Origin of the sequence: Pseudomonas sp. D47, assembly GCF_045447305.1 — a bacterium.
Taxonomy (GTDB): Bacteria; Pseudomonadota; Gammaproteobacteria; order Pseudomonadales; family Pseudomonadaceae; genus Aquipseudomonas.
The window spans coordinates 1-25,539 of sequence record NZ_JBJGXU010000076.1; the positions used below are offsets into that span (position 1 = coordinate 1).

Annotated in this window: 27 protein-coding genes and 1 tRNA gene; 16 read left to right on the forward strand and 12 right to left on the reverse strand. The window is 59.9% G+C overall.

The window, feature by feature from the left end; all coding sequences use genetic code 11:
- Positions 1 to 129 precede the first annotated feature (129 nt).
- Entirely contained in the window at positions 130 to 624 is a 495-nt protein-coding gene (locus ACI77I_RS28480) for a SprT family zinc-dependent metalloprotease (protein WP_056861886.1), read from the reverse strand.
- Positions 625 to 752: 128 nt separating this feature from the next.
- Positions 753 to 1,355 carry a Yip1 family protein gene (locus ACI77I_RS28485; protein WP_094953776.1) on the reverse strand — a complete coding sequence of 201 codons (603 nt, stop codon included), beginning with the start codon at positions 1,353 to 1,355 and terminating at the stop codon, positions 753 to 755.
- Between the two features lie 304 nt (positions 1,356 to 1,659).
- On the opposite strand from ACI77I_RS28485, the gene ttcA reads away from it, so the two are divergent.
- Positions 1,660 to 2,484, forward strand: a complete 825-nt coding sequence (gene ttcA, locus ACI77I_RS28490; RefSeq protein ID WP_094953775.1) for a tRNA 2-thiocytidine(32) synthetase TtcA — start codon at positions 1,660 to 1,662, stop codon at positions 2,482 to 2,484.
- 67 nt (positions 2,485 to 2,551) lie between these two features.
- Positions 2,552 to 3,223 carry a DNA-3-methyladenine glycosylase I gene (locus ACI77I_RS28495; RefSeq protein ID WP_406999500.1) on the forward strand — a complete coding sequence of 224 codons (672 nt, stop codon included), beginning with the start codon at positions 2,552 to 2,554 and terminating at the stop codon, positions 3,221 to 3,223.
- Positions 3,224 to 3,347: 124 nt separating this feature from the next.
- On the opposite strand, the gene ACI77I_RS28500 is transcribed toward ACI77I_RS28495, so the two are convergent.
- Genes ACI77I_RS28500 through arsC form a run of 3 tightly spaced genes read right to left on the reverse strand, consistent with a single transcriptional unit; the run spans position 3,348 to position 4,703 of the window.
- Positions 3,348 to 3,755, reverse strand: a complete 408-nt coding sequence (locus ACI77I_RS28500) for a DUF2069 domain-containing protein (protein ID WP_094953773.1) — start codon at positions 3,753 to 3,755, stop codon at positions 3,348 to 3,350.
- Positions 3,739 to 4,353: an NAD(P)H:quinone oxidoreductase gene (gene wrbA, locus ACI77I_RS28505; RefSeq protein WP_263273432.1), complete on the reverse strand. Its 615-nt coding sequence runs from the start codon at positions 4,351 to 4,353 to the stop codon at positions 3,739 to 3,741. The genes ACI77I_RS28500 and wrbA overlap by 17 nt, the downstream gene beginning before the upstream one ends.
- Positions 4,350 to 4,703, reverse strand: coding sequence for an arsenate reductase (glutaredoxin) (arsC, locus tag ACI77I_RS28510; RefSeq protein WP_094953771.1), 354 nt, complete (start codon positions 4,701 to 4,703; stop codon positions 4,350 to 4,352). The genes wrbA and arsC overlap by 4 nt, the downstream gene beginning before the upstream one ends.
- Before the next feature lie 116 nt (positions 4,704 to 4,819).
- Here arsC and ACI77I_RS28515 point away from each other — a divergent pair, with 116 nt between their 5' ends.
- On the forward strand, positions 4,820 to 5,281 hold the full coding sequence (locus ACI77I_RS28515) for a redoxin domain-containing protein (RefSeq protein WP_406999502.1): 462 nt from the start codon (positions 4,820 to 4,822) through the stop codon (positions 5,279 to 5,281).
- Between the two features lie 115 nt (positions 5,282 to 5,396).
- Here ACI77I_RS28515 and ACI77I_RS28520 read toward each other — a convergent pair whose 3' ends face one another.
- From ACI77I_RS28520 to ACI77I_RS28535, 4 genes are all read right to left on the reverse strand, one after another.
- Positions 5,397 to 5,801 carry an META domain-containing protein gene (locus ACI77I_RS28520; protein ID WP_242150567.1) on the reverse strand — a complete coding sequence of 135 codons (405 nt, stop codon included), beginning with the start codon at positions 5,799 to 5,801 and terminating at the stop codon, positions 5,397 to 5,399.
- The gene (locus tag ACI77I_RS28525; protein ID WP_094953768.1) at positions 5,798 to 6,238 is read right to left on the reverse strand and encodes a hypothetical protein; all 441 of its coding nucleotides are present in this window, start codon (positions 6,236 to 6,238) and stop codon (positions 5,798 to 5,800) included. Before ACI77I_RS28525 ends, ACI77I_RS28520 begins: the two co-directional genes overlap by 4 nt.
- A gap of 71 nt (positions 6,239 to 6,309) precedes the next feature.
- Positions 6,310 to 7,299 (reverse strand): 2-hydroxyacid dehydrogenase, encoded by a 990-nt coding sequence (locus ACI77I_RS28530; protein WP_406999505.1) that lies wholly within the window; start codon positions 7,297 to 7,299, stop codon positions 6,310 to 6,312.
- Positions 7,300 to 7,438: 139 nt separating this feature from the next.
- Complete coding sequence (locus tag ACI77I_RS28535; protein WP_242150557.1) at positions 7,439 to 10,192, reverse strand: response regulator; 2,754 nt, start codon at positions 10,190 to 10,192, stop codon at positions 7,439 to 7,441.
- A 205-nt stretch (positions 10,193 to 10,397) separates the two neighbouring features.
- On the opposite strand from ACI77I_RS28535, the gene ACI77I_RS28540 reads away from it, so the two are divergent.
- Positions 10,398 to 11,123 (forward strand): response regulator transcription factor, encoded by a 726-nt coding sequence (locus ACI77I_RS28540; RefSeq protein ID WP_406999507.1) that lies wholly within the window; start codon positions 10,398 to 10,400, stop codon positions 11,121 to 11,123.
- Positions 11,110 to 12,480, forward strand: coding sequence for a histidine kinase sensor domain-containing protein (locus tag ACI77I_RS28545; protein ID WP_406999522.1), 1,371 nt, complete (start codon positions 11,110 to 11,112; stop codon positions 12,478 to 12,480). Before ACI77I_RS28540 ends, ACI77I_RS28545 begins: the two co-directional genes overlap by 14 nt.
- Positions 12,481 to 12,483: 3 nt before the next feature.
- On the opposite strand, the gene ACI77I_RS28550 is transcribed toward ACI77I_RS28545, so the two are convergent.
- Entirely contained in the window at positions 12,484 to 12,999 is a 516-nt protein-coding gene (locus ACI77I_RS28550) for a DUF2062 domain-containing protein (RefSeq protein ID WP_094952294.1), read from the reverse strand.
- Between the two features lie 135 nt (positions 13,000 to 13,134).
- Here ACI77I_RS28550 and ACI77I_RS28555 point away from each other — a divergent pair, with 135 nt between their 5' ends.
- From ACI77I_RS28555 to murB, 8 genes are all read left to right on the forward strand, one after another.
- The gene (locus tag ACI77I_RS28555) at positions 13,135 to 15,360 is read left to right on the forward strand and encodes a DNA internalization-related competence protein ComEC/Rec2 (protein WP_406999509.1); all 2,226 of its coding nucleotides are present in this window, start codon (positions 13,135 to 13,137) and stop codon (positions 15,358 to 15,360) included.
- A gap of 109 nt (positions 15,361 to 15,469) precedes the next feature.
- The gene (locus ACI77I_RS28560) at positions 15,470 to 16,105 is read left to right on the forward strand and encodes a MotA/TolQ/ExbB proton channel family protein (protein WP_094952292.1); all 636 of its coding nucleotides are present in this window, start codon (positions 15,470 to 15,472) and stop codon (positions 16,103 to 16,105) included.
- Positions 16,102 to 16,530: a biopolymer transporter ExbD gene (locus ACI77I_RS28565; protein WP_094952291.1), complete on the forward strand. Its 429-nt coding sequence runs from the start codon at positions 16,102 to 16,104 to the stop codon at positions 16,528 to 16,530. The genes ACI77I_RS28560 and ACI77I_RS28565 overlap by 4 nt, the downstream gene beginning before the upstream one ends.
- A complete protein-coding gene (gene lpxK / locus ACI77I_RS28570; protein WP_094952290.1) occupies positions 16,530 to 17,540 on the forward strand; it encodes a tetraacyldisaccharide 4'-kinase in 1,011 nt (336 codons plus the stop codon). Before ACI77I_RS28565 ends, lpxK begins: the two co-directional genes overlap by 1 nt.
- 24 nt (positions 17,541 to 17,564) lie before the next feature.
- Positions 17,565 to 17,750, forward strand: coding sequence for a Trm112 family protein (locus ACI77I_RS28575; RefSeq protein ID WP_094952289.1), 186 nt, complete (start codon positions 17,565 to 17,567; stop codon positions 17,748 to 17,750).
- Complete coding sequence (gene kdsB / locus ACI77I_RS28580; protein ID WP_406999512.1) at positions 17,747 to 18,511, forward strand: 3-deoxy-manno-octulosonate cytidylyltransferase; 765 nt, start codon at positions 17,747 to 17,749, stop codon at positions 18,509 to 18,511. The genes ACI77I_RS28575 and kdsB overlap by 4 nt, the downstream gene beginning before the upstream one ends.
- On the forward strand, positions 18,511 to 18,975 hold the full coding sequence (locus ACI77I_RS28585) for a low molecular weight protein-tyrosine-phosphatase (RefSeq protein ID WP_094952287.1): 465 nt from the start codon (positions 18,511 to 18,513) through the stop codon (positions 18,973 to 18,975). Before kdsB ends, ACI77I_RS28585 begins: the two co-directional genes overlap by 1 nt.
- Positions 18,972 to 19,991: a UDP-N-acetylmuramate dehydrogenase gene (gene murB / locus ACI77I_RS28590; RefSeq protein ID WP_406999514.1), complete on the forward strand. Its 1,020-nt coding sequence runs from the start codon at positions 18,972 to 18,974 to the stop codon at positions 19,989 to 19,991. Before ACI77I_RS28585 ends, murB begins: the two co-directional genes overlap by 4 nt.
- Before the next feature lie 62 nt (positions 19,992 to 20,053).
- Here murB and ACI77I_RS28595 read toward each other — a convergent pair whose 3' ends face one another.
- Positions 20,054 to 20,725, reverse strand: a complete 672-nt coding sequence (locus tag ACI77I_RS28595; RefSeq protein WP_094952285.1) for a Bax inhibitor-1/YccA family protein — start codon at positions 20,723 to 20,725, stop codon at positions 20,054 to 20,056.
- Between the two features lie 152 nt (positions 20,726 to 20,877).
- Here ACI77I_RS28595 and ACI77I_RS28600 point away from each other — a divergent pair.
- A tRNA-Ser gene (locus ACI77I_RS28600) sits at positions 20,878 to 20,968 on the forward strand.
- 159 nt (positions 20,969 to 21,127) lie between these two features.
- Here the strand turns inward: ACI77I_RS28600 and ACI77I_RS28605 are convergent.
- Positions 21,128 to 22,018 carry a hypothetical protein gene (locus tag ACI77I_RS28605; protein WP_406999516.1) on the reverse strand — a complete coding sequence of 297 codons (891 nt, stop codon included), beginning with the start codon at positions 22,016 to 22,018 and terminating at the stop codon, positions 21,128 to 21,130.
- A gap of 715 nt (positions 22,019 to 22,733) precedes the next feature.
- Here ACI77I_RS28605 and ACI77I_RS28610 point away from each other — a divergent pair.
- Complete coding sequence (locus ACI77I_RS28610) at positions 22,734 to 23,537, forward strand: hypothetical protein (protein ID WP_406999518.1); 804 nt, start codon at positions 22,734 to 22,736, stop codon at positions 23,535 to 23,537.
- Between the two features lie 21 nt (positions 23,538 to 23,558).
- Positions 23,559 to 23,756: a helix-turn-helix transcriptional regulator gene (locus ACI77I_RS28615; protein WP_406999520.1), complete on the forward strand. Its 198-nt coding sequence runs from the start codon at positions 23,559 to 23,561 to the stop codon at positions 23,754 to 23,756.
- Positions 23,757 to 25,539 lie beyond the last annotated feature (1,783 nt).

Sequence of the window (25,539 nt, forward strand, 5' to 3'; positions counted from 1 at the left end):
CTACGAAGCCGTTACCGCAGCAACGGATATGTACTCATATATACCTAAAAAACTCGTCATCGGCCTAGCACGACACAAAAAGTTGTGTAGATACCGATGCTGCGATGGGGCCATCACAGACACCAGCAATCACTCCACCCGAGTTTCCCCGGTGTACACCAAGGTATGCCGGCAGCGCCGACACAAATACCGTCGCCCCTGGTTTACCAACCCATGGCGCTGGGCCGAAAACGGGAAATCACTGTCGGCACACGGGCAGCGGTAGATATACCGGGTCACTTGCCGACGTTTGATTTCATAGGTGTGGCAGCGATCCGGCGGCAGTTCGTAAACCCCACGCATGATCAATTGCCATTCCTCACCATGGGGCTGAATGCGCTCGCCAAACAATTGGTGGGCGATCAGGTGCGCCACTTCGTGGGCCACGGTCTGTTTAAGGAAATGTTGGCTGTTTTCGCGGTACAACTGTGGGTTGAAGCGCAGCAGGTTCTCGTGCAAATGCGCGACACCGGCCTTCTGGCCCCGCAGCTTGAGGCTGACCTGGGGGCGTTTGAAGCTTCGTTTAAAAAAGGATTCGGCTTGCAGGAAACAATCTTCGACGCGGGTATTGAGTTGCTCGGGCATGCTGACCATCTCTCCAGAGGCGTCCAGTATGCCGCAAAAGCCGGTGTTTCCGAATCTGTCAGGCGCCGAATGGTCATGCATAACGCACAAAGCCACCTTGCGGTGGCTTTGCCTACGGTTTTATCCGCCTAGTTGGTGTAAATCGGACCAACGCCCAAGCCCCAGACGATCACGGTAAACGCCATGATTGCCACCAGCACCACCAAGCCTACAGCGAGCACTGAACTGGAAAACAGGAAGCCCTCGTCCGGGTCGATGCTCATGAATGTCGGCAACCCCACATAGAGCAGGTACACCGTGTAACAGATGGCCGCCGTGCCCACGACCATCCCCAGCCACATATGCGGATAGAGCGCTGACAGCCCGCCGATAAACAGCGGTGTCGCGGTGTAGGTGGCAAACGCCACACAGCGCGCCATGCTGGGGCTGGCGTCGTAGGTACGGGCCATCCAGTGAATGAACGCGCCCATCACCGCCACGCCGCCGAGCATGGCTGCGTACGACATGATCGTCATCCACAACGCACTTTCCTGGGTCAACATGACCGGGGCACGGTTGCCGATGACCCAGCCGACCTGTGTGGTGCCGATAAACGCGGAAACGGCGGGGATCGCCGCCAGAATCAGGGTGTGAGTGAGGTACATGTGGCCGATACTTTCTTCTTTATCGCCACGAATTTCCCGCCATTCCTGGTCGGGATGGGTAAACAGCCCCACGACGTGATGGATCATGCCAGTCACTCCTGTCGTTATTACCATCGCCCCCCATCGGAGCGCCCACGGGCCAAATGGCCTCAAAGGTCCTGGATAGTTATATGCGACCTTAAGTCGCAGTATAGGAAGTGATGACCGGAAAAACTGTAGGGCTTTAGAGCAAATTGCGCTGTAAACAGTGGCGCTAATCGCGCTGAGGTCTGTCAGTAATGACTCGGTCGACTGTGGGCGCTGGCTTGCCTGCCCCCACATTGGAACTCGGTCAGTCATGAAGGTAAAATAACCGGCTTTTCGTCACACACCTTTAGCGGATCCAAGCGCCATGGGCACTCTTACGGTCAACCAGAACAAACTGCAAAAACGCCTGCGTCGCCTGGCCGGTGAAGCGGTCGCCGATTTCAACATGATCGAGGAGGGCGACAAGATCATGGTCTGCCTCTCCGGCGGCAAAGACAGCTACACCCTGCTTGACGTACTGCTGCACCTGCAAAAGGTCGCACCGATCAAGTTCGAGATCGTCGCCGTCAACATGGACCAGAAACAACCAGGCTTTCCCGAGCACGTGCTACCGGCCTATCTGAAAGCATTGGGCATCGAGTACCACATCGTCGAAAAAGACACCTACTCGGTGGTCAAGGAGCTGATCCCGGAAGGCAAGACCACCTGCTCGCTGTGCTCGCGCCTGCGCCGTGGCACCCTGTACACCTTTGCCGATGAGATCGGCGCGACCAAGATGGCGCTCGGTCACCACCGCGATGACATCGTCGAAACCTTCTTTCTCAATATGTTCTTCAACGGCTCGCTCAAGGCTATGCCGCCCAAGCTGCGCGCCGATGACGGGCGCAACGTGGTGATCCGCCCGCTGGCGTATTGCAACGAGAAGGACATCCAGGCCTACTCCGACCTCAAGCAATTCCCGATCATCCCGTGCAACCTGTGCGGCTCCCAGGAGAACCTGCAGCGCCAGGTGGTCAAGGACATGCTGGTGGACTGGGAGCGCAAGACCCCGGGCCGTACCGAAAGCATCTTCCGCAGCCTACAGAATGTGCAGCCGTCGCAGTTGGCTGACCGCAACCTGTTCGACTTCACCCGCCTTAAAATCGACGAGACTGCCGCCTCGCGTTTCGTCAATGTTGTGAACCTCTAAGACGTTTCAACGCTCTGAAAGACGGCGCTCACGGGCGCCGTTTTCAATTCAATTGCCAGGAGAGGGCATGCGCGATTACAAGTGGCTGCACGAATATTGTCTGAACCGCTTCGGTTCAGCGGCCGAGCTGGAAGCCCACCTGCCTGTACCCAAGACCCCGGCGCAATTGCGCAAGATCAGTGATGATCGCTACCTCTCGACCCTGGCGCTGCGCGTATTCCGTGCAGGCTTGAAGCACAGCGTGGTGGACGGCAAGTGGCCGGCGTTCGAGCAGGTTTTCTTCGGCTTCGACCCGGAAAAGGTCGTGCTGATGGGCGCCGAGCACCTGGAGCGGCTGATGCAGGACACGCGCATCATCCGTCACCTGGGCAAGCTCAAGAGCGTACCGCGCAATGCGCAGATGATCCTCGACATCGAGCAGGAAAAGGGCAGCTTCGGCGCGTTTATCGCCGAGTGGCCGGTGACCGATATCGTCGGGTTATGGAAATACCTGAGCAAGCACGGCCACCAGTTGGGCGGGCTGTCGGCGCCGCGTTTCTTGCGCATGGTGGGCAAAGACACGTTTGTGCCGAGCTATGACGTGGTGGCGGCGTTGAATGCGCAGAAGATTGTCGACAAAGTGCCGACCAGCCTGCGGGACTTGGCGACGGTGCAGGGCGCGTTTAACCAGTGGCATGCCGAGAGTGGGCGGCCGATGTGCCAGTTGTCGATGATGTTGGCTTACACCGTCAACCATTGAGACCGAGGTGATGCCTTCGCGAGCAAGCCCGCTCCCACATTCGACCGCATTCCAAAGGATGTACGCGGACAAATGTGGGAGCGGGCTTGCTCGCGAAGACTGACTATCAGGCGCCGAATCTCTATCAGGCCTCAGCCAACCGCCGATTCAACTGATGCCGCCACCGCACATACAACAACGCGGTGCAAAACACCGCCAGGCTCGCGAGCATTTCCAGCACCCCGAACCACTGTCGGTTCGGGTCATACGCGGCCAGCGCGCCCTTGATGAAATACAAATTCACCGCAAAGCACATCCACGAATGCCCGCGTGCGCTGCCCAGCAGCATCCCCGGCGCCAGCACCAGCAGCGGCACCAGTTCGATCAGCAGGATCACCCATGGGCGCGCGCCGTGCAGGTCGGCGATGAACAGGTAATACCCGCACAGCAACCCCACCAACCCAAGAAACGCCAGCAGGCTCAGCGCGCGTGCGACCTTGACCCGGGGTTCCAGCCACGCCTGGGGCGGTAGGACCTTAGGCTTTCTGGCCACGGCCGTTCTCCAGCAGTGTGGCGGTGTTGGCCAGGCGCAGGCCGAGGGCGCGGCACAGGGTGATTTCGTGCGGGTCGAGCAGGCGCTTGCCGTCGGGCCCGGCGTGGTGGCTGGCGCCATACGGCGTGCCGCCTCCTTGGGTGTCGAGCAGCGCTTGTTCGCTGTAAGGCAGGCCAGTGATCAGCATGCCGTGGTGCAGCAACGGCAACAGCATCGACATCAGCGTGGTTTCCTGGCCGCCGTGCAAGCTGGCGGTGGAGGTGAACACGCCGGCCGGCTTGCCGACGAGGGCGCCGGTCAGCCACAGGTTGCTGGTGCCGTCGAGGAAATACTTGAGCGGCGCGGCCATGTTGCCAAAACGCGTCGGGCTGCCAAGGGCCAGGGCCGAGCAGTTTTTCAGGTCATCGAGGCTTGCATACAGCGCGCCTTCGTCCGGAATGCTTGGCGCCACGGCTTCGCACTCGGTAGAAATCGCCGGCACGGTACGCAGTCGCGCTTCCATCCCGCCCTGCTCGATGCCCCGGGCAATCTGCCGGGCCATTTCGCTCACCGAGCCATTGCGGCTGTAATACAACACCAGCACATACGGCGCGGTCACGGCAGCAGCTCCAGCACGTTTTCCGGCGGGCGGCCAATGACGGCTTTATCGGCGGTTTCCAGGATCGGGCGTTCCATCAGCTTGGGATGTTCGGCGATGGCAACAATCAGTTGCGTTTCACTGAGGCTGGCGTCGGCCAGGTTGAGGGTTTTGTATTCGTCTTCGCCGGTGCGCAGCAGTTGGCGCGCGCTGATGCCCAGTTTGGTCAGCAGGGCCTTTATTTGCGCGGCATTCAGCGGCGTTTCCAGGTAGCGCACGACGGTGGGATTCAGGCCGCGGGCTTCCAGCAGTTCGAGCGCACCGCGGGATTTCGAACAGCGCGGGTTGTGATAAAGCGTCAGATCGGTCATGTGCGGGTCGCATCTTGCGTAAGGTGGCGGGTATTCTACCTGCGCAGCGTCCCGTCCTTAAACCGTAAGAGGCGATAGGTCGCAGCCAACGTTCATTTTTTGCGAAGGATTACCCCATGACAAGGCGACTGATCGGTGCATTGGCGATCATCACAACCCTGCTGCTAAGCGGCTGCGGTAACGACTACGGCGTTGACCAGTACGGCAAGAAAGTCGCGTCCGAACGCTTGGACAAGCAATGGGCGGTGGTCAACTACTGGGCCGAATGGTGTGGCCCGTGCCGCACGGAAATTCCGGAACTCAATGCCCTGGCCGAGCAGTTGAAAGGGCAAAACGTCGGCGTGTTCGGGGTTAACTTCGACAATGTGCAGGGTGAAGAGCTCAAGGTCGCCAGCGAGAAGCTGGGAATCAAGTTCACCGTGCTGGCCCAGAACCCAGAAGCGATTTTTGATATTCCGCGCAGCGAGGCATTGCCGGTGACCTACATCATTGATGACAAGGGCAAGGTGCGGGAACAGTTGATGGGTGAGCAGACGGCGGAAGGGGTGCTCGCCAAACTTAAAGCCTTACGCGGTTAAAAGTGTTGGAGTGGGCTTGCCTGCGATGCGGGCGACCCGGTACGTCTGTGATACCGAGTCGATGCTATCGCAGGCAAGCCAGCTCCCACAGAAAGCCAGTTTGCAATTAAGGCGATCAGCCTTCTTCAAGCCACAACCGAATAGGCTTGCCTTCAGCCGGCCAGAAGCGCGTCTGTTCAATCGGCGAGATATCCCAACGCTGCACGCCTTGCAGGGCCTGGAAGAAGCGGTGCTCCTGCTCCATCAAGGCCTCGGCGCAGAGTTTGCGGGTGCTGCCGATCTTGCCGAAGTTCAGCTTTTCACCCTCGACGGTGTACGGTGCAAACCAGTGGTTGCAGCCGCCATTGCCGTAGGCGCGACCATCGGCGCCGAGGGTGACGGTCAGGTGCGCGTAATCCATCAGCGGCCGTTCGCCAATCCATTCCACCACGTAGCTGTGGTCCTGCTTGAGCTTCACCGCATCGCCGGCGCAGCCGGTTAGGCCAACCCCGACGGCCGCGAGTAGAAGCAGGCCTTTCATTGCGCGGCCTGCTGGCATTTCGGGCAGCGGTGCTTGTCGCCTTCGCTGGCCCAGCCCAGTTCCTTGATGCGCGCGTTGGCAGCCGGCTGCAGCGGCTCTTTGGTCAGCTTGGTTTCCACCGCGAATTCAAACTCCAGCACGCTCTCGCAGCTGTCGCAATTGACCTTCCAGGTGTGAATCTCCAGCTCGCCGAACTTCGGCCCGTGGGCCATGGCGACCCATTGGCCGGCCGGGCGGATGGAGTAGCGCGCGTCACCTTCGACGGTCAGGCGCATCGACAGGGTTTTACTGCCGCGCAGGGTGACGATCAGCACGTCGCCGTGCTTGATCGAGCCACCGTTGCCAGTGACTTGATAACGGCCCGGCACCAGGGCGCGGCATTCGATCAGGGTGTGTTGCGGGCTCAGCAAGCTGAAGCGGAAATCGTGTTCGGCCATGGATCCTCCAAATAGGCGCGGCATCCTATCACGGGTGCCGGCCCATCATGAGCCTGGTATGTGACCGCTGATCAACCTTCGACTCGATTTTGCGGCTGGCCCAAGGCCCATGCGGCAATGTTGCTCAACGTGGTGCCGGCAATCGCCGCCAGGGCCTCGCGGGTAAGGAACGCCTGGTGCGCGGTGATGATTACGTTGGGGAAGGTCAGCAGGCGCGCGAGTACGTCGTCCTGCAGCGGCAGGTCGGAACGGTCCTCGAAAAACAGCTGGGCTTCCTCCTCGTATACATCTAACCCCAGGTAGCCGAGCTGGCCGTCCTTGAGCGCTTCGATCAAGGCCGGGGTGTCCACCAGGCAGCCGCGACCGGTGTTGATCAGCATCGCACCACGTTGCATCTGTGCCAGGGAACCGGCGTTGATCAGGTGTTTGCTGTCGGCGGTCAGCGGGCAGTGCAGGCTGATGATCTGTGCTTGCGCCAGCAGCTCGGGCAGGCTTACGTAGTGGGCGCCGAGGGCCTGGACCTGCGGGTTGGGGAAGGGGTCGTAGGCCAGCAATTGGCAGCCGAACCCGGCCATGATCTTGGCGAAGGTGGCGCCGATCTGCCCGGTGCCGACCACGCCGACCGTTTTACCCACCAAGTCGAAACCGGTCAGCCCGTGCAGGCTGAAATCGCCATCGCGGGTGCGGTTGTAGGCGCGGTGCAGGCGGCGGTTGAGAGCGAGGATCAGGGCCACGGCATGTTCGGCCACCGCGTGGGGCGAGTAGGCCGGCACGCGCACGATGGTCAGGCCTAGGCGCTGGGCGGCGGGCAGGTCGACATGGTTGTAACCGGCCGAGCGCAGGGCAATCAGGCGGGTACCGCCTTTGGCCAACTGCTCCAGCACCGGGGCGCTGAGGTCATCGTTGATAAAGGCGCAGACCACTTCGTGGTGTTCGGCCAGGGCCACGGTGTCGAGGTTGAGCCGGGCGGGCTGAAATTGCAGCTCAATGCCTGCCGGCAGCGGCTCGCCGAGAAAACTGTCGCGGTCGTAGGTCTGGCTGCTGAAAAGAATGACGCGCATGAAAAAAGCTTCCTGCTCTCACTGAATAAATACATAACCCCTATGGGAGCGGGCTTGCCCGCGATGGCGGCGCCTCAGTCGCATGGGGAGTTGACTGACGCACCGCTATCACGGGCAAGCCCGCTCCCACAGAGAAGCTTTAGACGCTGACGCGCGCCTCACTGGCCAACCGGGCAATCGCCATGTCCAGCTCATCCAAGGCGGCCATGGCCTTGGCATCGTCTTGCTTGAGCAAGGTTTCTGCGCGTTGGCAGGCGGCGCGCAATTGCGGCACGCCGCAGTAGCGCGTGGCGCCGTGCAGGCGGTGGACACGTTCAATCAGAGCGTTGTTGTCATTGGCTTCGCGCGCAACGGTAATCGCCAGGCGGTCGGCTTCCAGAGACGCCAGCAACATGGCGAGCATATCGGCGGCCAGGTCGGCCTTGTTGGCAGCCAGGCGCAGGCCTTCCTCATGGTCCAGCACCAGCAGTTTTGTGCTGGCGCCCAGGCCGTCGGCCGCGCGGTCCGGGCCTTGGTTGCGTAGGGCCAGGCCGGTCCATTTCAACACCACTTGGGCCAGTTGGCGTTCGCTGATGGGTTTGGTCAGGTAATCGTCCATGCCGCTTTGCAACAGGGCGCGTTTTTCGTTGGCCATGGCGTGGGCGGTGAGGGCGACTACCGGCAACGGCGTGCCGTGGCGCTCGCTTTCCCACTGGCGGATTGCCTCGGTGCTTTGGCGGCCGTCCATGCCGGGCATTTGTACGTCCATCAATACCAAGTCGAACGTTTCCTGCTTCACGGCGTCGACAGCGGCATAACCGCTTTCCACCGCCTGGACCTTGGCGCCCATATCTTCGAGCAGGGTTTGCACCAGCAGCAGGTTGGCAGGGTTGTCGTCCACGCAAAGCACGCGTGGCGCACGGCTGGACAGTGGCTCGCCGGGTTCGTTGCGCGTAGGGCGTGGGCTGATCAGGTCGGCGAGGGCACGACGCAGCTTGCGTGTGCACGCAGGCTTGGCCTGCAATTGGCTGTTGGGGTTGGGCACCGATTCGTTGAACAACATCTGTTCGGTGGTCGGGCACAGCACCAGCACTTTGCAGCCCAGGTGCTCAAGGTCCCACAGGTGCTGGTTGAGGCGCTCGGGCGGAATGTCATTGGCGGTCACGCCGAGTACCGCCAGGTCAATCGCCTGTTCAGTTTGATGCGCGCTGGTGATGCCGTTGGTCAGGCTTTCCAGGGTGTTGAACGGCGTGACTTCCAGGCCGCAGTCTTCCAGCTGATGTTGCAGCGCCTGGCGTGCCAGTTCGTGGTTTTCCAGCACGGCCACGCGGCGGCCGAGCAGCGGCGGGGAGGGCAGATCGTCGACGTCGTCGCGGGTCTTGGGCAGGTTAAGGCTGATCCAGAATTCCGAGCCTTCGCCCGGTGTGCTGTCGACGCCGATTTCGCCGCCCATCTGCTCAATCAAGCGCTTGGAAATCACCAGGCCCAGGCCGGTGCCGCCCGGTTGGCGCGACAGCGAGTTGTCGGCCTGGCTGAAGGCTTGGAACAACGCGCGTACATCTTGGTTCGACAGGCCAATGCCGGTGTCCTGCACGCTGATGCGCAGTTGCACGCTGTCTTCCTGTTCGTCCTCGATCATCGCCCGGGCCACGATGGTGCCTTCGCGGGTGAACTTGATCGCATTGCTGATCAGGTTGGTGAGGATCTGCTTGAGGCGCAACGGGTCGCCGACCAGCGCCAGCGGAGTGTCGCGGTACACCAGGCTGACCAGTTCGAGCTGCTTGGCATGTGCCGCGGGTGCGAGGATGGTCAGGGTGTCTTGCAGCAAGTCGCGCAGGTTGAACGGCACGCTGTCGAGGACCAGCTTGCCGGCTTCGATTTTTGAGAAATCAAGGATTTCGTTGATGATGCCCAGCAGGTTGTCGGCGGACTTTTCGATGGTGCCCAGGTAATCCAATTGGCGCGGCGACAGTTCGCTTTTTTGCAACAAGTGAGTGAAGCCGAGGATGCCGTTGAGCGGCGTGCGGATTTCATGGCTCATGTTGGCCAGGAACTCCGACTTGATACGGCTGGCTTCCAGGGCTTCCTTGCGTGCCAGGTCCAGTTCGATGTTCTGGATTTCGATGGTTTCCAGGTTCTGGCGCACGTCTTCAGTGGCCTGGTCGATGCTGTGTTGCAGTTCTTCCTGGGCATTTTGCAGGGTCTCGGCCATGCGGTTGATGCCCGAAGCGAGCTGGTCCAATTCCTGGCTGCCCAACGGCGGCAAGCGGGTTTCCAGGTTGCCGTCCTTGAGTTGAGCCACGGCCTGTTTGATCTGGCCGATCGGTGAGTTGATCGTGCGGCTGATGCGCATTGCCAGCGCTGCGGTGCAGATCAGGCCGATGGCGATCAATAGCAGGCTGGCGAACAGGCTGCGATAGCCACGCAGCAGCATGCCATTGTGCGACAGTTCCACCTCGACCCAACCCAGCAGGCGGTCGGCTTCATCGGGAATCAACTCGCCCGCGAGGTTGCGATGGCGGCCAAACACCGGTAGCAGGTAGCGCGTAGCGTCATTGCCGGTGCGCTGCAGCAGGTGGGAACTGTTGCCGATGGGCGGCTGGTTGAGCATGGTCGGGCCGGCGTGGGCCAGGGGCGAGCGGTCCGGCGCCAGGAACGACACGGCGCGCACGTCCGGTTGTTCCAGGGATTGGGTGGCGATGCGTTCCAGCAAGTCCGTGTTTTTACTGCTCAGGGCCGGGGCCACCAACGGCGCCAGTTGTTCGGCGATCATTTCGCCGCGTTGCAGCAACTGGGTTTGCAACTCCGAGAGCTGCATCCAGGTGAAATAGCCCCCCAACAACAGGGCCATCAGGCTGGTCGGTAACAAGGTCAGCAACAGTACGCGGCCTTTTATCCCCATTCTTCTAAGCACGCCACTCTCCTGCTACCACATGGTTTTCAATTATCCACGCGGGCATCCGGCCCACGCCACCTGCGCAGTGTAGCCATTTGCGCAGTCTGGAATCTCGCAAATTAATCACAGAGCGCAATCTTCGGGCCATTGGGGGCCGGGTGGCGATTGCCTGTGGCCGTTTAATCTTAAATAATCGGCCATTGAGAATGACTTGCAGACGCTAATGAATCCCGCAGTTGGCTTACCCAGTATCCTGACAATCGAAGATGACCCTGTGCTAGGCGCCTACGTCCATGAGCACCTGGGTCGCTGTGGCTTCCAGGTTACTTGGTGCCAGGACGGCCAGCAGGGCCTGCAAATGGCCCGCGATCAGGCGTTTGACGTAGTGTTGATGGATATCCTGCTGCCGGGGTTGGACGGGTTGTCGATCCTCACGCGCCTGCGCCAGAGCCATGCGACCCCGGTGATCCTGATGTCGGCCCTGGGCGCGGAAGCCGATCGCGTCAGCGGTTTTCGCCTCGGCGCCGACGACTACCTGCCCAAGCCGTTCAGCATGATCGAACTGCGGGTGCGCATCGAAGCCATCCTGCGCCGCGTGGCCCTCGACCGCCGTTCGTTGCCGAGCCTCTCGCCGCCACGCGACGACACCCGCACGCTGCGCTTTGACGATCAATTGTGCGACGTCTTCTATCAGGGCCACTTTGCCGGGCTGACTCGCAGCGAATATCGCCTGCTGGAAACCCTGCACCGTAATGCCGACGAAGTCCTCAGCAAAGCCTTCCTCTATCAGCACGTATTGCAGCGTGGTTATGCAGCCCATGACCGTAGCCTCGACATGCATATCAGCCAGATTCGTCGCAAGCTCAAGGCCATCGGCTACGTCGAGCAAGAAGTGCGCACGGTGTGGGGCAAGGGCTATGTGCTGAGCGGTCATGATGAAGCGCTTTGAGCGGCTGCTCAAACAGTTGCCCGGTAAGCATTCGTTATTCTGGAAGCTCGCCTGCCTGTTGATTGCCTTCTGTTTGCTGATGATCTGGCTCAGTTGGTCCTGGGGCCGGTACATGGAACAGCAAAATGCCTACCTGGCCGACGAGTCGCGCGAGATTCTGCGCAGCTATGCGGCCGGTGCCGAGCTGGCGTGGAGCACCCAGGGCAGTGCGGGCGTCGATGCCTGGCTGCAACTGATGGCCACGCGCGAAACCACGTGGATCGGTGTGATCGGCAATGACTTGCAATCGTTAAGCAGCACACCGTTGAGTAACAAGGAAAGCCAGCGTTTGACCTTCTTGCGCGGGCTGGAGTGGCCGGTCAGCCGGCATGTCAAAGGCCTGCCGTGGTTGAAAATCCCGTTTCCAGTGGACCCGGGCGTCGGCTCGCTGGTGATTGAATTGCCGCAACGCTTCAAGCCTGGGCGCTATCAACTGTTCTGGCGGGTGGTAACCAATGGCGTGATCCCCGGCCTGTTTACCTTGTTGCTGTGCGTGGGCCTCTATCGCCTGCTGATCATGCCCCTTAACCAACTGCGCGAGCAGGCCCATGCCTGGCGCGCTGATCAATTGCACACGCGCATGTCTCGCGAGGCCACCAGTCGCCAGGATGAGTTGGGCGAGCTGGGCCGCGCCTTTGATCACATGTCCGAGCGGTTGCAGGGCACGGTGGTGTTGCAACAACAGCTGTTGCGGGACATGTCCCATGAACTGCGTACGCCGCTGAGCCGTTTGCGCGTGGCCTGTGACAGCGAGCAGGATCTGGCGCAGTTGCGCGAGCGGCTGGGGCGCGAAGTCGACGCCATGCAACGGCTGGTGGAAGACAGCCTGCAACTGGCCTGGCTGGACAGCGAAAGAACCCCGCTGCCCAATGAAGAGATTCAGCTCCAGGCGTTGTGGGACATGCTCCGGGAAAACGCCTGTTTTGAAAGTGGCTGGCCAGCCTCGCGCTTGCCTTGCCTGTTGGCGGGCGACTGCTGGGTGCGCGGCAACCTGAATGCACTGGCCCAGGCCGTGGAAAATATCCTGCGCAACGCCATTCGGCATTCTCCCGCGCACGGGCTGGTCACGCTGGACGGGTGCCGAGAAGGTGATTATTGGCACATCTGGCTGGAGGATCAGGGCGGCGGCATTGATGAGCAAGACCTGGAACGTATCTTCGCGCCCTTTACCCGTTTGGACGGCTCACGGCCCGGTGATGGCGGTTTTGGGCTGGGCCTGAGCATCGCGCGCAACGCCGTGCAGCGCCAGGGTGGCCGCTTGTGGGCGGAAAATGCCGGGCAAGGTTTGCGGGTGCACCTGCGCCTGCTGGCCCGATAATCTTCAAGCACGGCGCTGTTTGCGTTTCTTCCACTGGTGCGCAACCCACCAACGCCAATAGCCCATGGTCAGGCAATAAGCCAGTGCGCCCAGCACCACCCCCAGCACCACCGAGCCCAGCAGAAACGGCTGCCACAGCGTGCTCAACTGGCTGCTGATCCATTCCCAGGTCAGGTGGTCGGGCAGGCTGCGCGGCGGCACATTCATCAGCCAGGCGCCGGTCATGTAGGTGCAAATAAACACTACCGGCATGGTGATCGGGTTGGTCAGCCATACCAGGCTGACGGCGATGGGCATATTGCCGCGCACCGCAATCGCCAGGAACGCCGCCAACAACATCTGCAAGGGAATCGGGATAAATGCCGCGAACAAACCCACCGCCATGGCGCGCGCCACCGAGTGCCGGTTCAGGTGCCAGAGGTTGGGGTCATGCAGCAGCGTGCCGAGAAATCGTAAGGACTTGTGTTCCCTGATACTCGTGGGATCGGGCATGTACCGTTTGAATAAGCGCCGGGGCATAAGGGGTCCAGGTCAGTTCGAGGGGCAAGTATGCCCGCATTCTATAAACAGAAAATTCAGACTTTGTGACAAAACATCATAGTCGGTGCTGGGTACCCGACTAAGACTGAGTGGACCACAGGAAAAGGATGATTCATGAGAACAGGGATGTTTGCGCTCGGACTTGGACTGCTTTCACTGCGATTTTTCCCGTCTCTACCGCCGGCCGGATGGCTACTGGCGATGTTGGCGGTGGCCTTGATGCTGTTGCCTTTTCGCACCCACCCGCTGGCGTTCTTCCTCGTGGGCTTGTGCTGGGCCTGTATCAGCGCGCAGTGGGCGCTGGATGATCGCCTCAAGCCAGCGCTGGATGGGCAAACGCGCTGGGTGCAGGGGCGTGTGATCGGGTTGCCGCAGCAGACCAGCACCGGCGTGCGCTTCGAACTGGCCGACAGCCGGTCGCGCACTGCGCGAGTGCCCAAGCGCATCCGGGTGTCCTGGCACGGTGGCCCGCGGGTCAACAGCGGCGAGTATTGGCGCTTGGCGGTGACGTTGAAGCGGCCATCGGGGTTGCTCAATTTTCATGGCTTTGACTACGAGGCCTGGCTGCTGGCCCAGCGCATCGGCGCAACCGCCTCGGTAAAAGACGGCCAGCGCTTGGCGCCGGCTCGCAACGCCTGGCGCGACAGCCTCCGCCAGCGCCTGAAAGCCGTGGATGCCCAGGGCCGCGAGGCTGGCCTGGCGGCACTGGTGCTGGGCGACGGCTCAGGGCTGGCCGCTGAAGATTGGCGGGTGCTGCAGGACACCGGAACCGTACACCTGCTGGTGATTTCCGGCCAACACATCGGTTTGTTGGCGGGGCTGATCTACGGCTTGGTGGCCGGGCTGGCGCGCTACGGTTGCTGGCCTCGAGCAATGCCGTGGCTGCCGTGGGCGTGCGGCCTAGCGTTTGCCGCCGCGCTGGGGTACGGCTTGCTGGCGGGGTTTGGCGTGCCGGTGCAGCGGGCATGTGTGATGGTCGGGTTGGTCCTGCTCTGGCGTTTGCGCTTTCGGCATTTGGGCGTCTGGTGGTCGTTGTTGCTGGCGCTCAATGGCGTACTGATATTGGAACCATTGGCCAGTTTGCAGCCAGGATTCTGGCTGTCGTTTGCCGCCGTTGGGGTGCTGGTGCTGGCCTTCAGCGGGCGCCTGGGGCCATGGAACTGGTGGCAAGCATGGACGCGTGCGCAGTGGATGATCGCCATCGGCTTGTTTCCAGTGTTGCTGGTGCTCGGCTTGCCCATCAGCCTCAGTGCGCCCGTGGCTAACGTGTTTGCCGTGCCGTGGATCAGCCTCGTGGTGTTGCCCTTGGCGCTGGTCGGGGCTGTGCTGCTGGCGGTACCGTTTGTGGGCGAGGGCTTGTTGTGGCTGGCCGGCGGGGCGTTGGATGGGCTGTTCAGGGGCTTGGCACTGCTGGCAGGGCAGCGCCCGGCCTGGATACCGGCCGAGGTGCCTTTGGGTTATTGGTTAGTGAGCCTGGCGGGCGCGGTACTGCTGCTGTTGCCCAAAGGCGTGCCGTTTCGGCTGCTGGGCTGGCCGATGCTATTGCTGGCGGTCTTCCCGCCCAGGCAACTGGTGCCTCATGGGCAAGTAGAAGTAACGCAGTTGGATGTTGGCCAGGGGCAAGCGCTGATCCTGCGCACACGCCACCACACGCTGCTTTACGACGTAGGACCGCGCTCGGGGGCATTTGACCTTGGTGAGCGCGTGGTACTGCCTGCGCTCAGAACGCTCGGAGTGGGGGCATTGGACATGATGGTGATCAGCCATGCTCACGCTGATCATGCCGGAGGCGCGGCCGCGGTTGCCCTTGCGCTTTCGGTAAAGCGCGTCGTCGGTGGCGAAACCGAAGGGTTGCCGGCATTACTTGCCACACAGCGCTGTATCAGCGGTGAGCAGTGGGAGTGGGATGGCGTGTCATTTGAGCTGTGGCAGTGGCCTGGCGCCACTAGTAGCAACCCGAAATCCTGTGTGTTGCGGGTACAGGCTAACGGTGAACGACTGCTGCTGACCGGCGATATTGACCGCGCCGCCGAACAGGCTTTTCTTGCATCTCCCTTGGCCGTACCGACCGATTGGCTGCAAGCGCCGCACCATGGCAGTCGCAGCTCTTCGTCCGAGCCCTTCCTGGCGCGGCTTGCGCCTAAGTCGGTGCTGATTTCCCGTGGCCGTGGCAACGCATTCGGTCATCCCCATCCGCAGGTGATGCAGCGTTATCAGGCACTCAGCAGCCGGGTGTACGACAGCGCCGAGCAAGGTGCCGTACGTCTGCAACTGGGCGCATTTCAATCACCTGTTGTTGCGCGCGGTCAACGCCGTTTCTGGCGTGAAGCGTTACCGTGACTCGGCGTTACCAGTGGCCGAGGCCCGCGCCGGGCGGGTCTATGGCTGACGAGCCCCGCCGGCGAACCTATATGGTAAAGTGGCGCACTTTTTCGAGGGGACATTCACTGTGTGGGAATTGGTCAAATCCGGCGGCTGGATGATGTTGCCGATCATCATGAGCTCCATCGCCGCACTCGGCATCATCGCCGAACGCCTGTGGACCCTGCGCGCCAGTCGCATCACGCCTGAGCATCTGCTGGGCCAGGTCTGGGGCTGGATCAAGAACAAGCAACTGGACAAAGACAAGCTCAAGGAACTGCGCGCCAATTCGCCCCTGGGTGAAATCCTCGCCGCGGGCCTCGCCAACTCCAAGCATGGTCGCGAGATCATGAAAGAGTGCATTGAAGAGGCGGCCGCACGGGTCATCCATGAAATGGAGCGCTACATCAATGCGCTCGGCACCATCGCCGCCATGGCGCCGTTGCTTGGCCTGTTGGGTACGGTGCTGGGCATGATCGATATTTTCAGCTCGTTCATGGGCTCGGGCATGACCACTAACGCCGCCGTGTTGGCCGGCGGTATCTCCAAGGCCTTGATCACCACGGCTGCGGGCTTGATGGTCGGCATTCCCTCGGTATTTTTCCACCGGTTCCTGCAGCGCCGCATCGATGAGCTGGTGGTTGGCATGGAGCAGGAAGCCATCAAGCTGGTGGAAGTGGTGCAGGGCGATCGCGATGTCGATTTCGTCGAGGGCCGAGTGTGAAATTTCGCCGTAAGCAACGGGAAAATGTTGATATCAACCTCGCGTCGCTGATCGACGTGGTGTTTATCCTGCTGCTGTTCTTTGTCGTCACCACCACCTTTACCCGGGAAACCCAGCTGCGTGTCGACTTGCCGGAAGCGGTGAGCGGCTCGCCGGCCGAGGACCAGGAAGTCAAGCAACTGGACATCGCCATCAGCGCCGACGGGGTGTTTTCGGTGAATAACCAATTGCTGGAGAAGAACGACCTCACCAGCCTGATGGACGCCCTGCAGAAAGAATCCGGCGGTGATACCAAAATGCCTCTTTCCATCAGTGCTGATGGCAAAACCCAACATCAAGCGGTGATCACCGCGATGGATGCCGCCGGCAAGCTCGGCTTCACCCATCTGCGCATGACCACCGTTGAGGCGGCGGCGCAACCCTGATGGCCCTGTCTGATCGTTTGCTCAAGGCGTGGTACGAAGGGCATCCGGCACTGACGCTGCTGCGGCCGCTGGAGTCGTTGTATCGTCGGGTGGTGCAACGCAAGCGCGCGCGCTTCCTGGCGGGCGAGGGCGAGATCTACCAGTCACCGGTGCCGGTGGTGGTGGTCGGCAATATTACGGTGGGCGGGACGGGCAAGACGCCGTTGATCCTGTGGCTGATCGATCACTGTCGGCGCAGTGGCTTGCGCGTCGGGGTTGTCAGTCGTGGCTATGGGGCCAAGCCGCCGCAGTTGCCATGGCGGGTCGAGGCCAGCCACAGCCCTGAAGTGGCTGGCGATGAACCCTTGTTGATCGTGCAGCGCAGCGGCGTGCCACTGATGATTGATCCAGACCGTAGCCGCGCGGTAAAAGCGCTGCTGGCCAGCGAGCCACTTGACCTGATCCTCTCCGATGACGGCCTGCAGCATTACCGACTGGCCCGCGACCTTGAACTGGTGCTGATCGACGCCGCCCGCGGCTTGGGCAACCGCCGCTGCCTGCCAGCCGGGCCGCTGCGCGAGCCAGTGGAGCGTTTGCAGAGTGTCGATGCGTTGCTCTATAACGGCGCCGATGCTGATCGCGAGGGCGGGTTTGCCTTTCGCCTGGTGCCCACGGCACTGATCAACTTGAACACCGGTGAGCGCCAGCCGACCGATTATTTTCCGCTGGGCCAACAGGTGCATGCGGTTGCAGGTATCGGCAACCCGCAACGTTTCTTCAATACCCTTGAAACGCTACACTGGCGGCCGATACCCCATGCTTTTGCCGACCACGCGCCCTACAGCGCCGAGGTCTTGAATTTCACGCCGTCGTTACCGCTGGTCATGACCGAAAAGGACGCGGTGAAGTGCCGCGCCTTTGCCCAGCCCGACTGGTGGTACCTTGCGGTGGATGCGGTACCGTCGCCCGCATTTGTTGCCTGGTTCGACACGCAACTGATGCGCTTGCTGCCTGCCCGACTCTTGCCTTAAATCGCTTTTTTCCAGGAAACACTCATGGACACCAAACTGCTCGACATTCTCGCTTGCCCGATCTGCAAAGGCCCGCTCAAGCTCAGCACCGACAAAACCGAGCTGATCAGCAAGGGCGCAGGCCTGGCTTACCCGATCCGTGATGGCATCCCCGTGATGCTGGAGAGCGAAGCCCGTACCCTGACCACTGATGAGCGCCTGGATAAATGACCACCGCCTTTACCGTTGTCATCCCTTCGCGCTATGCATCGACACGCCTGCCGGGCAAGCCGCTGCAATTGATCGGCAACAAGCCGATGATCCAGCTGGTGTGGGAGCAAGCCTGCAAGAGCAGCGCTGAACGGGTCGTGGTCGCGACCGACGACCCGCGCATCGTCGAAGCCTGCAAAGGGTTTGGTGCCGAAGCGGTACTGACCCGCGAAGACCACAACTCCGGCACCGACCGCCTGGCCGAAGTCGCCATGCAGCTGGGCCTGGCGCCCGATGCCATCGTGGTCAATGTGCAGGGCGACGAGCCGCTGATTCCGCCGTGCGTGATCGATCAGGTGGCCGCCAACCTGGCTGCCCATGGCGAAGCGCGCATGGCGACCCTGGTTGAGCCGATTGAAGACATCGAAACACTGTTCAACCCGAACGTGGTGAAAGTGGTCAGCGATATTAATGGCCTGGCGCTGACGTTCAGCCGCTCGATCCTGCCGTGGGCGCGCGACGCCTTCGCCAAGAGCCCTGACGTATTGCCGCAGGGCGTGCCGTACCGCCGCCATATCGGCATCTACGCCTACCGCGCCGGCTTCCTGCAGGACTTCGTCAGCTGGGGCCCGTGCTGGTTGGAAAACACCGAAGCCCTGGAACAACTGCGTGCCCTGTGGCACGGCGTGCGTATCCATGTGGGCGATGCCCTGGAAGCGCCGCCTGCCGGTGTCGACACCCAGGAAGACCTTGAGCGCGTCCGTCGCCTGCTGGGGGCCTGATGGAGGTTCTGTTTGTCTGCCTGGGCAATATCTGCCGCTCGCCAACCGCCGAGGGCGTATTGCGCCATAAGTTGCGCGAGGCGGGCTTGGCAGGCCAGGTCGAAGTAGCGTCGGCCGGCACCGGTGAATGGCATGTCGGCAACCCGCCAGACCAGCGCAGCCAGCGTGCAGCGTTGGTGCGCGGTTATGACCTGTCGGCACAGCGTGCCCAGCAGGTCTCGCGCGCTGACTTTGCGCGCTATGACCTGATCCTCGCCATGGACCACAGTAACCTGCGCAACCTCAAGGCACTGCACCCTGGGCAAGGCAAGGCGCAGCTGGACTTGTTCCTGCGCCGGTTTGAGGCCGAAGTGGACGAGGTGCCGGACCCTTACTACGAAGGCGAACAAGGCTTTGAGCGCGTCCTCGACCTGATCGAGCGCGCCTGTGATTTATTGGTGATCGAATTGAAGGGGCGGTTATGACCTTGCAAGTGCTTGCGCAGGTATCGCTCAAGCCATTCAACAGCTTTGGCATCGATGTGCGCGCCCAGTTGTTCGCCGAGGCCCGCAGCGACGCCGATGTGCGCGAAGCACTGGCCTATGCGGCAGCGCAACGGCTGCCGCTGCTGGTGATCGGCGGTGGCAGCAACTTGCTGCTGACCCAGGATATCCAGGCGTTGGTGTTACGCATGGCGACCGAGGGTATTCGGGTGCTGCACGATGATGGCCTGCACGTGGTGGTCGAGGCCGAAGCGGGCGAAGCCTGGCATCCGTTTGTACTGTGGACCCTGGAACATGGTTTGTGTGGCCTGGAAAACCTCAGCCTGATCCCCGGCACCGTCGGCGCTGCACCGATGCAAAACATCGGTGCCTACGGTGTGGAGGTCAAGGATGTGTTTGCCGGCCTGACCGCCTTGGATCGCCACACCGGCGAGCTGCGCGACTTCAGCCTGCAAGAGTGCGACTTTGCCTACCGTGACAGCCTGTTTAAGCACGATGCAGGGCGTTGGTTGATTCTGCGCGTGCGCTTTGCCTTGAGCCGCGTCAGCCATCTGAAACTCGATTACGGCCCGGTGCAGCAACGCCTGGCCGGGCAGGGCATCACCGAGGCGACGCCCAGCGACGTCAGCCGCGCCATCTGCAGCATCCGCCGCGAAAAACTGCCGGACCCGGCCCAACTGGGTAATGCCGGGAGTTTTTTCAAGAACCCACTGGTGTCCCAGGCGCTGGCCGCAGAGCTACAGGCGCTGTATCCAGACCTGGTGGCTTACCCGCAGCCCGATGGGCAGATGAAGCTCGCCGCCGGCTGGCTGATCGACAAGGCCGGTTGGAAAGGCTTTCGTGACGGCGACGCAGGCGTGCATAAGCTGCAGGCGTTGGTGCTGGTTAACTACGGCGCCGCCACGGGGCACGACATTGCCAACCTGGCGCTGCGTATCCAGCAGGATATTGCCGAACGCTTCAAGGTCGATCTGGAAATGGAACCTAACCAGTACTGAAGCGCTGGAAACAAAAAGGCCCCGCATCTTTCGATGCGGGGCCTTTTTTAGGCCGCTAGCAATCAGTCATCACGGCTCATGATGCCGAAGATCTGCAACAGGCTGATGAACAGGTTGTAGATCGACACATACAGGCTGATGGTCGCCATGATGTAGTTACGCTCACCGCCGTGGATGATGGCGCTGGTCTGGAACAAGATGCACGCGGAGGAGAACAGCACGAAACCGGCGCTGATCGCCAACTGCAGGCCGCTGATCTGGAAGAACATGCCCGCTACAACGGCTGCCAGCAGCACGAAGAAGCCTGCGGTGATGAAACCACCCAGGAAGCTCATGTCCTTGCGGCTGATCAGCACGTAGGCCGACAGACCACCAAACACCAGGGCAGTCATGGCAAACGCCGAGCTGACCACTTCCGCGCCGCCGGCCATGCCGAGGTAACGGTTAAGGATCGGGCCGAGGATAAAGCCCATGAAACCGGTCAAGGCAAACGCCGACACCAAGCCCCAGGCCGAGTCACGCAGCTTGTTGGTCAGGAAAAACAGACCGTAGAAGCCGATCAGCACGACAAAAATATTCGGGTAGCCCACGCGCATTTGCTGCGCTACATACGCCATTACGCCGCTGAACGCGAGGGTAAGGGCGAGCAAGCCGTAGGTGTTGCGCAACACGCGGCTGACTTCAAGCTGCTCAGCCTGCGCGTTACCATTCACTGCGTAATTCTGTTCGCGCATGGCGACACTCCTTCAGTTTTGAAACATTCAGTCGCAAGGATCATAACAGACGCTCTGTAACAAGCGATGGCAAGAGTTTGACAGTGTGTTTCATTCGGGTATTATGGCGCCCGCTGACACGGGATGGGCTACTATAATCCTGTGATGCAAAAGGGAAATTGGCAGAGTGGTTGAATGCACCGGTCTTGAAAACCGGCGAACGTTAATAGCGTTCCCAGGGTTCGAATCCCTGGTTTCCCGCCAATATTGAAACGAAAGCCCCGTTTTTACGGGGCTTTTTTGTGGGCGCTATATTTGTTCCCCCATTTGTTCCCCCGCTTGGTTTTTGATGACTTTGCCGCCCTTTGGGGTTTGCCATACGCGTCTGCTATTGCGTCGGAGTACTGCTGCTGGTCTCTGTCGCTATCTCTTTCTGGGTGAGTCTGGTGAAGTGCTTTCTATCTTGCCTTGCTCAGACTCAACTGTAATCAGCTGCTCCAAAAACGAGCCACGCTTCAGGTTGTGCTTTTTTGCCAGCTCATCGAGGAGTGTGGTCACGGTTGTCGACAACATAACGTTGACTTGCTTCTTGTCGGCCGTGCGTTCGCTGAACTGCTGGCGGCTCCAACGCTGCTTGATACGCTGGATGATGGCCTTCTGCTCGTTTCTTTCAAGCTTCGCTCTGTCGAAGAAGATGAGCAGGTCTTGATGGTTGCTGATAGGCAGCTGTCTTCTCGATATGGGCTGATGATTTCTCTCCAGCCACTCCCATGCGCATTCGCAGCGCTTTGCGCCTGTCTTCTTATCTTCAAACCAAGCGAACGCGCCGTCCCCTGCTTTGTGTCTAAGCCACTCTCGACGGAGGCGTTCAATTTCGTCTGCCTTATCTGCAATATCGGCATTCCAGAGGTCGAGCATGGCTATCAGACGGTTTCTGCCGGCGAGGTGTACTGCTCCTCGGGGTAGCCCTCGAAGGGGCCCTAAATCCGTGATGCGTTCAATCCGGCCTAGCAGCCACTGATATTGCCTTTCGTCGCCGTCAATCCATTTGAGGTGTTCATCCAGGACCATAAACCGGTCTTTCTCCTGGCTCAATCTCCTGCGCACATCGTTTTTTCGCTTCAGGCATTGAGCGATCGTACTCCTCATGGTCAGTCCGTTGCACGTGGCGGGGTCTAGGTCGGCCTTTTCATAATGGTAAAGGTACAGCCACAACCAGATGTCGCGACGGGTGCTCTGTCGCGACTCGTTGAGTAGCTGAGCCAGCTCATCTCGCCCGTCATCTTTTACGACAACGCCATCTCTTAAATTCATAGTTAAATCCTATTTAGAAGCAATGAGTTCAAGCGTTTGACTATGATTGCATTGGTGATTCTAGCGCAATTCTAGTTATGCTCTACTAGAGCTCTATGCTTATTCAAGTAAAGATCTATACCTATTCTAGGTTGATTCTATGTTTTTATTTATATTATATCGCCTTAGCGTTTATTGCTATTTAGCCACTATTTTCACTGATTTAGCAGTAATCTGATAGCGCTATCAACGTATGAATTGATTCTGTTTTTTAATATGTTTTTTGGGGGCTGCCACGAGGGCTCTTGGGGATGCTTGTCAGGCTGGAGTGAGGAAAGGGTGTATCGAGTCGGCTGGACGCTACGCAGGCGTTGATGGCGGTGCTTGCACCGTGTGAGGTGCAGGGATGCCGATTGCACTACGTGCGGTCGCGGGGGATAGGTCAGGGTTTGTATCCGTAGCCTGTGACGGCTTGCCCAGGCAATGGACAGGGTCGAGCGCGGGCTGTGGGCTGCGGCTCATTCGTCGTGGTGGCGTTTGAGCGGCTAAGGCATTTGCGGATCGACACATACACCTGAATAGATGGGTAGCCATTGAAATCCTGGCGCCAATCGAAGTCCGCTTACGGCCACGGCTGTGCTTAGGTTTTGCCAGAGCGGATTTAAACTCAGTCGAAGCATTAGGTGGCGCAGCAGGACTGGCACCCGTCAGCTTGAGGTCGAGAGTACGCAGGCTGATGGAGCTGGGATTTCTCTGTCGCTATGTGCCTGGAGTGTCCTGTTCGATTGTTTCCAGAAAAGTCATCAGCACCTATTTTTTCAACTTGGGTCACCGCCAGTTGACCCAGGCTCCAGGTTTTCAGGTGTTCAGTCACTGGACCGACGAATGTAGTTCGCGGTGGTTTCAGTATCATGCTGATCGGCTTCGCAATGGCGTCATGGCGGCCACGAAATCATTGAACAGCGCCAGCGTGACGTCAAGGCCGGTGCTGCGATTTCTCTGGGGGCAGCGGCCAGAGGTGTTTGTGATGTTGCAGTTGCTCTTGTCCCGGTACGCCTCGCATTTACTGTCGCGCCACTGGTCCCGCTTTGGCGCTCCCGCAGGTCATGTCATCGACGAGCTGCGACTGATGATCTGTGGTGATCTGCGTAAGCCTGCGCCGACATCGCCCGCCGACGCTGAGTGTGGAGTACGTGACTGGCAAGCGATTATTGAGCACTTCTGTGAGCTGGCGTTGGAGCTGGCAGAAGAATACATGTCACGATTCGAGCAGGTCTCGCAGGTTTTCTTTGACTGGTTAGATCTGTGCGTCATTCCTGTGCCTGCTGAGAGGGGCTATGACGTCATTACGCTGTTAGTCCTGGAGTCTGTCGAGCAAGGCGGTCTCGTCCTCGGGTATGAGTCTGTGGGTGGGGTGGCGTCGTTCACTCATGAAGCGGACCTCCCTCTGGAGCAGCTCTATGCGTTGGACCTGCTCGCGCCGCCACGGGCAGGGCGTCAAGGGACGGGTCATTTTTTATCGACCGCACCCATCCTCTGAACCAATCAGAGGGCTGCGGCCATGAAGACATTGATCCGTAAGAAAGACGTACTGGCAGCTACCGGCTTTAAGAACTCGACGTTGTACAAATACATCGCTGAGGGCAGGTTCCCGAAGCCGGTCTCATTGGGAGAGCGTGCGGTCGCTTGGGTGGAGAGTGAGGTCGAGGCATGGATCGACGCGCGGATCAGTGCGCGTGACTTGGATGAGGGGATGTAAGCCGGCGACGACGCTGACTGGTCTGAGTAAAGATTACCCATGATGCGCCATGATCGGTTCGCCGCCGGTCATGGCGTTTATGCCGACAATTGCGGGGGAGGATTTTCATTATTGCGGCTATTCTTGCTATTTATAGCGAAATAGCAGGCTAGACGCATGCCTTCTTTGTGTAATTACTTAAAGAGGCCTAACGACAGCACGTTCATTTCCCACTGCGTCTGGAGCCCGTCCGCGATTTGGTGCGTTTGGTAATTCAGGCCTGCATCGTGGTGGCCTAAGTCGTTCCGCAATCATCGAACATGGGATCTTCCCAGGTCCGTGTCGCTGGGAGTGCGCTGGGTAGTCAGGTCGAAGTTGGGATCGAGGCTCGGTGCGGGACGTGATAAGGTCGCTCTTGGCGCTGCGATGCTGAAGGTCGGCGTGAGTAGTCGATGGGGTGAGCTTGCGCCTAGTCATCCGGTCGGTATTTCTGGCGCTTATCGCTGAAGTCGGTAGTTTAGTTCCAGAGTGTCTGAGTCACTGAAAGGGCTGCGTTTCCCCCGCTCTCGCCGATGATTTGCTGTTCCGCTCCCTGGCAGGGCCGGAGTGGTAGATCTCTGTATTAGTATTATTAATACACTCATAAATATATCTTTTAGTTATAAGTCTGATATGCCTTCCATTCATGAGGTCAATATGCCCTTTAGTTATAAGATCAATATACCTCTAGCAATGGGGTCGATACACCTCTAGTCATGGGCCTCGATCCATCCAGTCTTATTCAGAGGCCAATCAGGCTTCCCCTCTCAATGGGGCAAGCACCAGGTCAGTCGCGGTGCTGTAGCCCAGTCAGTCACAGGATCAGCGGCACACGCTGAGCCGAGGTCCACCGTCACTGGCATTTGATCCTCTCATGGCAATATCACGGTATGGCTGAGGAAGGATCGTGGCTAAGCAGTCCATCACGCTGTAGTTCATTCAGGTTCGCCACTCTGATGCCTGTGCGGTAGCTTCGCATTTGCCTTACTCGGATCTATTTGGGGTAATCGATGTCGTTTGGTTGTAGCAAGGGTTAATGGGGTTGGTGTAGGGCTCTGTGGTCCAGCAGAGGGTGTCTCGCTTAGCATGTCTATACAAGTGCTGCTGATCAGGTATATGCCGCCCTCCAGGCTCTCTGAGGGCGCTACTGTTGGGCGGATAGCAAGATGAATTACGGTGCTCTACTTTGGATGGGTGCGTTTGGTCGATGAACGAGGTGCTGGGTGCCTGCTGCCTGATGCCCTAAGAGAGGGGCGCGGGGCAGGGCTTGTCCCTGTGATGGGGGATAGATCGAGCATTGCGTGCTGCAGGGCTCGCTGCGTGATGATCACGCCGAGATTGGATCATCGTTGCGCGGTCAGCTTGTTATGCGCGCTGGTGCTGGTGCAGTCCCTTTGCGGGATCACTTCGCCGGTATTGCTCGTCAGTACTCCCTCCTGATAGTCGATGCATCACCCTGGGGCCGCATGCAGGGCACCTAGGGAGCCAGCTACGAAGAATAAAGCCTTGGTGCTGATACTCACCCATCGCGTCGCTGTCCATAGCCTGTGGTGCGGCTCAAGCGATGGTGGCGGATCAACTGGTGGGGCTGGCTCATTCAGTCTGTGTAGCCGGGACTCGGGAGTATCAGGCTTGCCCTCCGTGGAGTAAGCGGCGGAACTCCGTCAGTCACCGGGTCAGGGGCAGCGCCACACGGAGAGCCGAGGTCCACTCTCATCAGTGCATCGACATGTCAATAAATACTCATCCCACTGAGATTATGTCG

Excerpts from the sequence above, each read along its gene's own strand:
- ACI77I_RS28610 (WP_406999518.1), top strand. The coding sequence starts at position 22,734 with ATGGAGCTGGGATTTCTCTGTCGCTATGTGCCTGGAGTGTCCTGTTCG.
- ACI77I_RS28550 (WP_094952294.1), bottom strand. The coding sequence starts at position 12,999 with ATGCCCCGGCGCTTATTCAAACGGTACATGCCCGATCCCACGAGTATC.
- ACI77I_RS28615 (WP_406999520.1), top strand. The coding sequence starts at position 23,559 with ATGAAGACATTGATCCGTAAGAAAGACGTACTGGCAGCTACCGGCTTT.
- ACI77I_RS28595 (WP_094952285.1), bottom strand. The coding sequence starts at position 20,725 with ATGCGCGAACAGAATTACGCAGTGAATGGTAACGCGCAGGCTGAGCAG.
- lpxK (WP_094952290.1), top strand. The coding sequence starts at position 16,530 with ATGGCCCTGTCTGATCGTTTGCTCAAGGCGTGGTACGAAGGGCATCCG.
- ACI77I_RS28515 (WP_406999502.1), top strand. The coding sequence starts at position 4,820 with ATGACAAGGCGACTGATCGGTGCATTGGCGATCATCACAACCCTGCTG.
- ACI77I_RS28555 (WP_406999509.1), top strand. The coding sequence starts at position 13,135 with ATGAGAACAGGGATGTTTGCGCTCGGACTTGGACTGCTTTCACTGCGA.
- murB (WP_406999514.1), top strand. The coding sequence starts at position 18,972 with ATGACCTTGCAAGTGCTTGCGCAGGTATCGCTCAAGCCATTCAACAGC.
- ACI77I_RS28495 (WP_406999500.1), top strand. The coding sequence starts at position 2,552 with ATGCGCGATTACAAGTGGCTGCACGAATATTGTCTGAACCGCTTCGGT.
- ACI77I_RS28575 (WP_094952289.1), top strand. The coding sequence starts at position 17,565 with ATGGACACCAAACTGCTCGACATTCTCGCTTGCCCGATCTGCAAAGGC.
- ACI77I_RS28605 (WP_406999516.1), bottom strand. The coding sequence starts at position 22,018 with ATGAATTTAAGAGATGGCGTTGTCGTAAAAGATGACGGGCGAGATGAG.
- ACI77I_RS28530 (WP_406999505.1), bottom strand. The coding sequence starts at position 7,299 with ATGCGCGTCATTCTTTTCAGCAGCCAGACCTACGACCGCGACAGTTTT.
- ACI77I_RS28525 (WP_094953768.1), bottom strand. The coding sequence starts at position 6,238 with ATGGCCGAACACGATTTCCGCTTCAGCTTGCTGAGCCCGCAACACACC.
- ACI77I_RS28540 (WP_406999507.1), top strand. The coding sequence starts at position 10,398 with ATGAATCCCGCAGTTGGCTTACCCAGTATCCTGACAATCGAAGATGAC.
- ACI77I_RS28480 (WP_056861886.1), bottom strand. The coding sequence starts at position 624 with ATGCCCGAGCAACTCAATACCCGCGTCGAAGATTGTTTCCTGCAAGCC.
- ACI77I_RS28545 (WP_406999522.1), top strand. The coding sequence starts at position 11,110 with ATGAAGCGCTTTGAGCGGCTGCTCAAACAGTTGCCCGGTAAGCATTCG.
- ttcA (WP_094953775.1), top strand. The coding sequence starts at position 1,660 with ATGGGCACTCTTACGGTCAACCAGAACAAACTGCAAAAACGCCTGCGT.
- arsC (WP_094953771.1), bottom strand. The coding sequence starts at position 4,703 with ATGACCGATCTGACGCTTTATCACAACCCGCGCTGTTCGAAATCCCGC.
- ACI77I_RS28520 (WP_242150567.1), bottom strand. The coding sequence starts at position 5,801 with ATGAAAGGCCTGCTTCTACTCGCGGCCGTCGGGGTTGGCCTAACCGGC.
- ACI77I_RS28585 (WP_094952287.1), top strand. The coding sequence starts at position 18,511 with ATGGAGGTTCTGTTTGTCTGCCTGGGCAATATCTGCCGCTCGCCAACC.
- ACI77I_RS28485 (WP_094953776.1), bottom strand. The coding sequence starts at position 1,355 with ATGATCCATCACGTCGTGGGGCTGTTTACCCATCCCGACCAGGAATGG.
- kdsB (WP_406999512.1), top strand. The coding sequence starts at position 17,747 with ATGACCACCGCCTTTACCGTTGTCATCCCTTCGCGCTATGCATCGACA.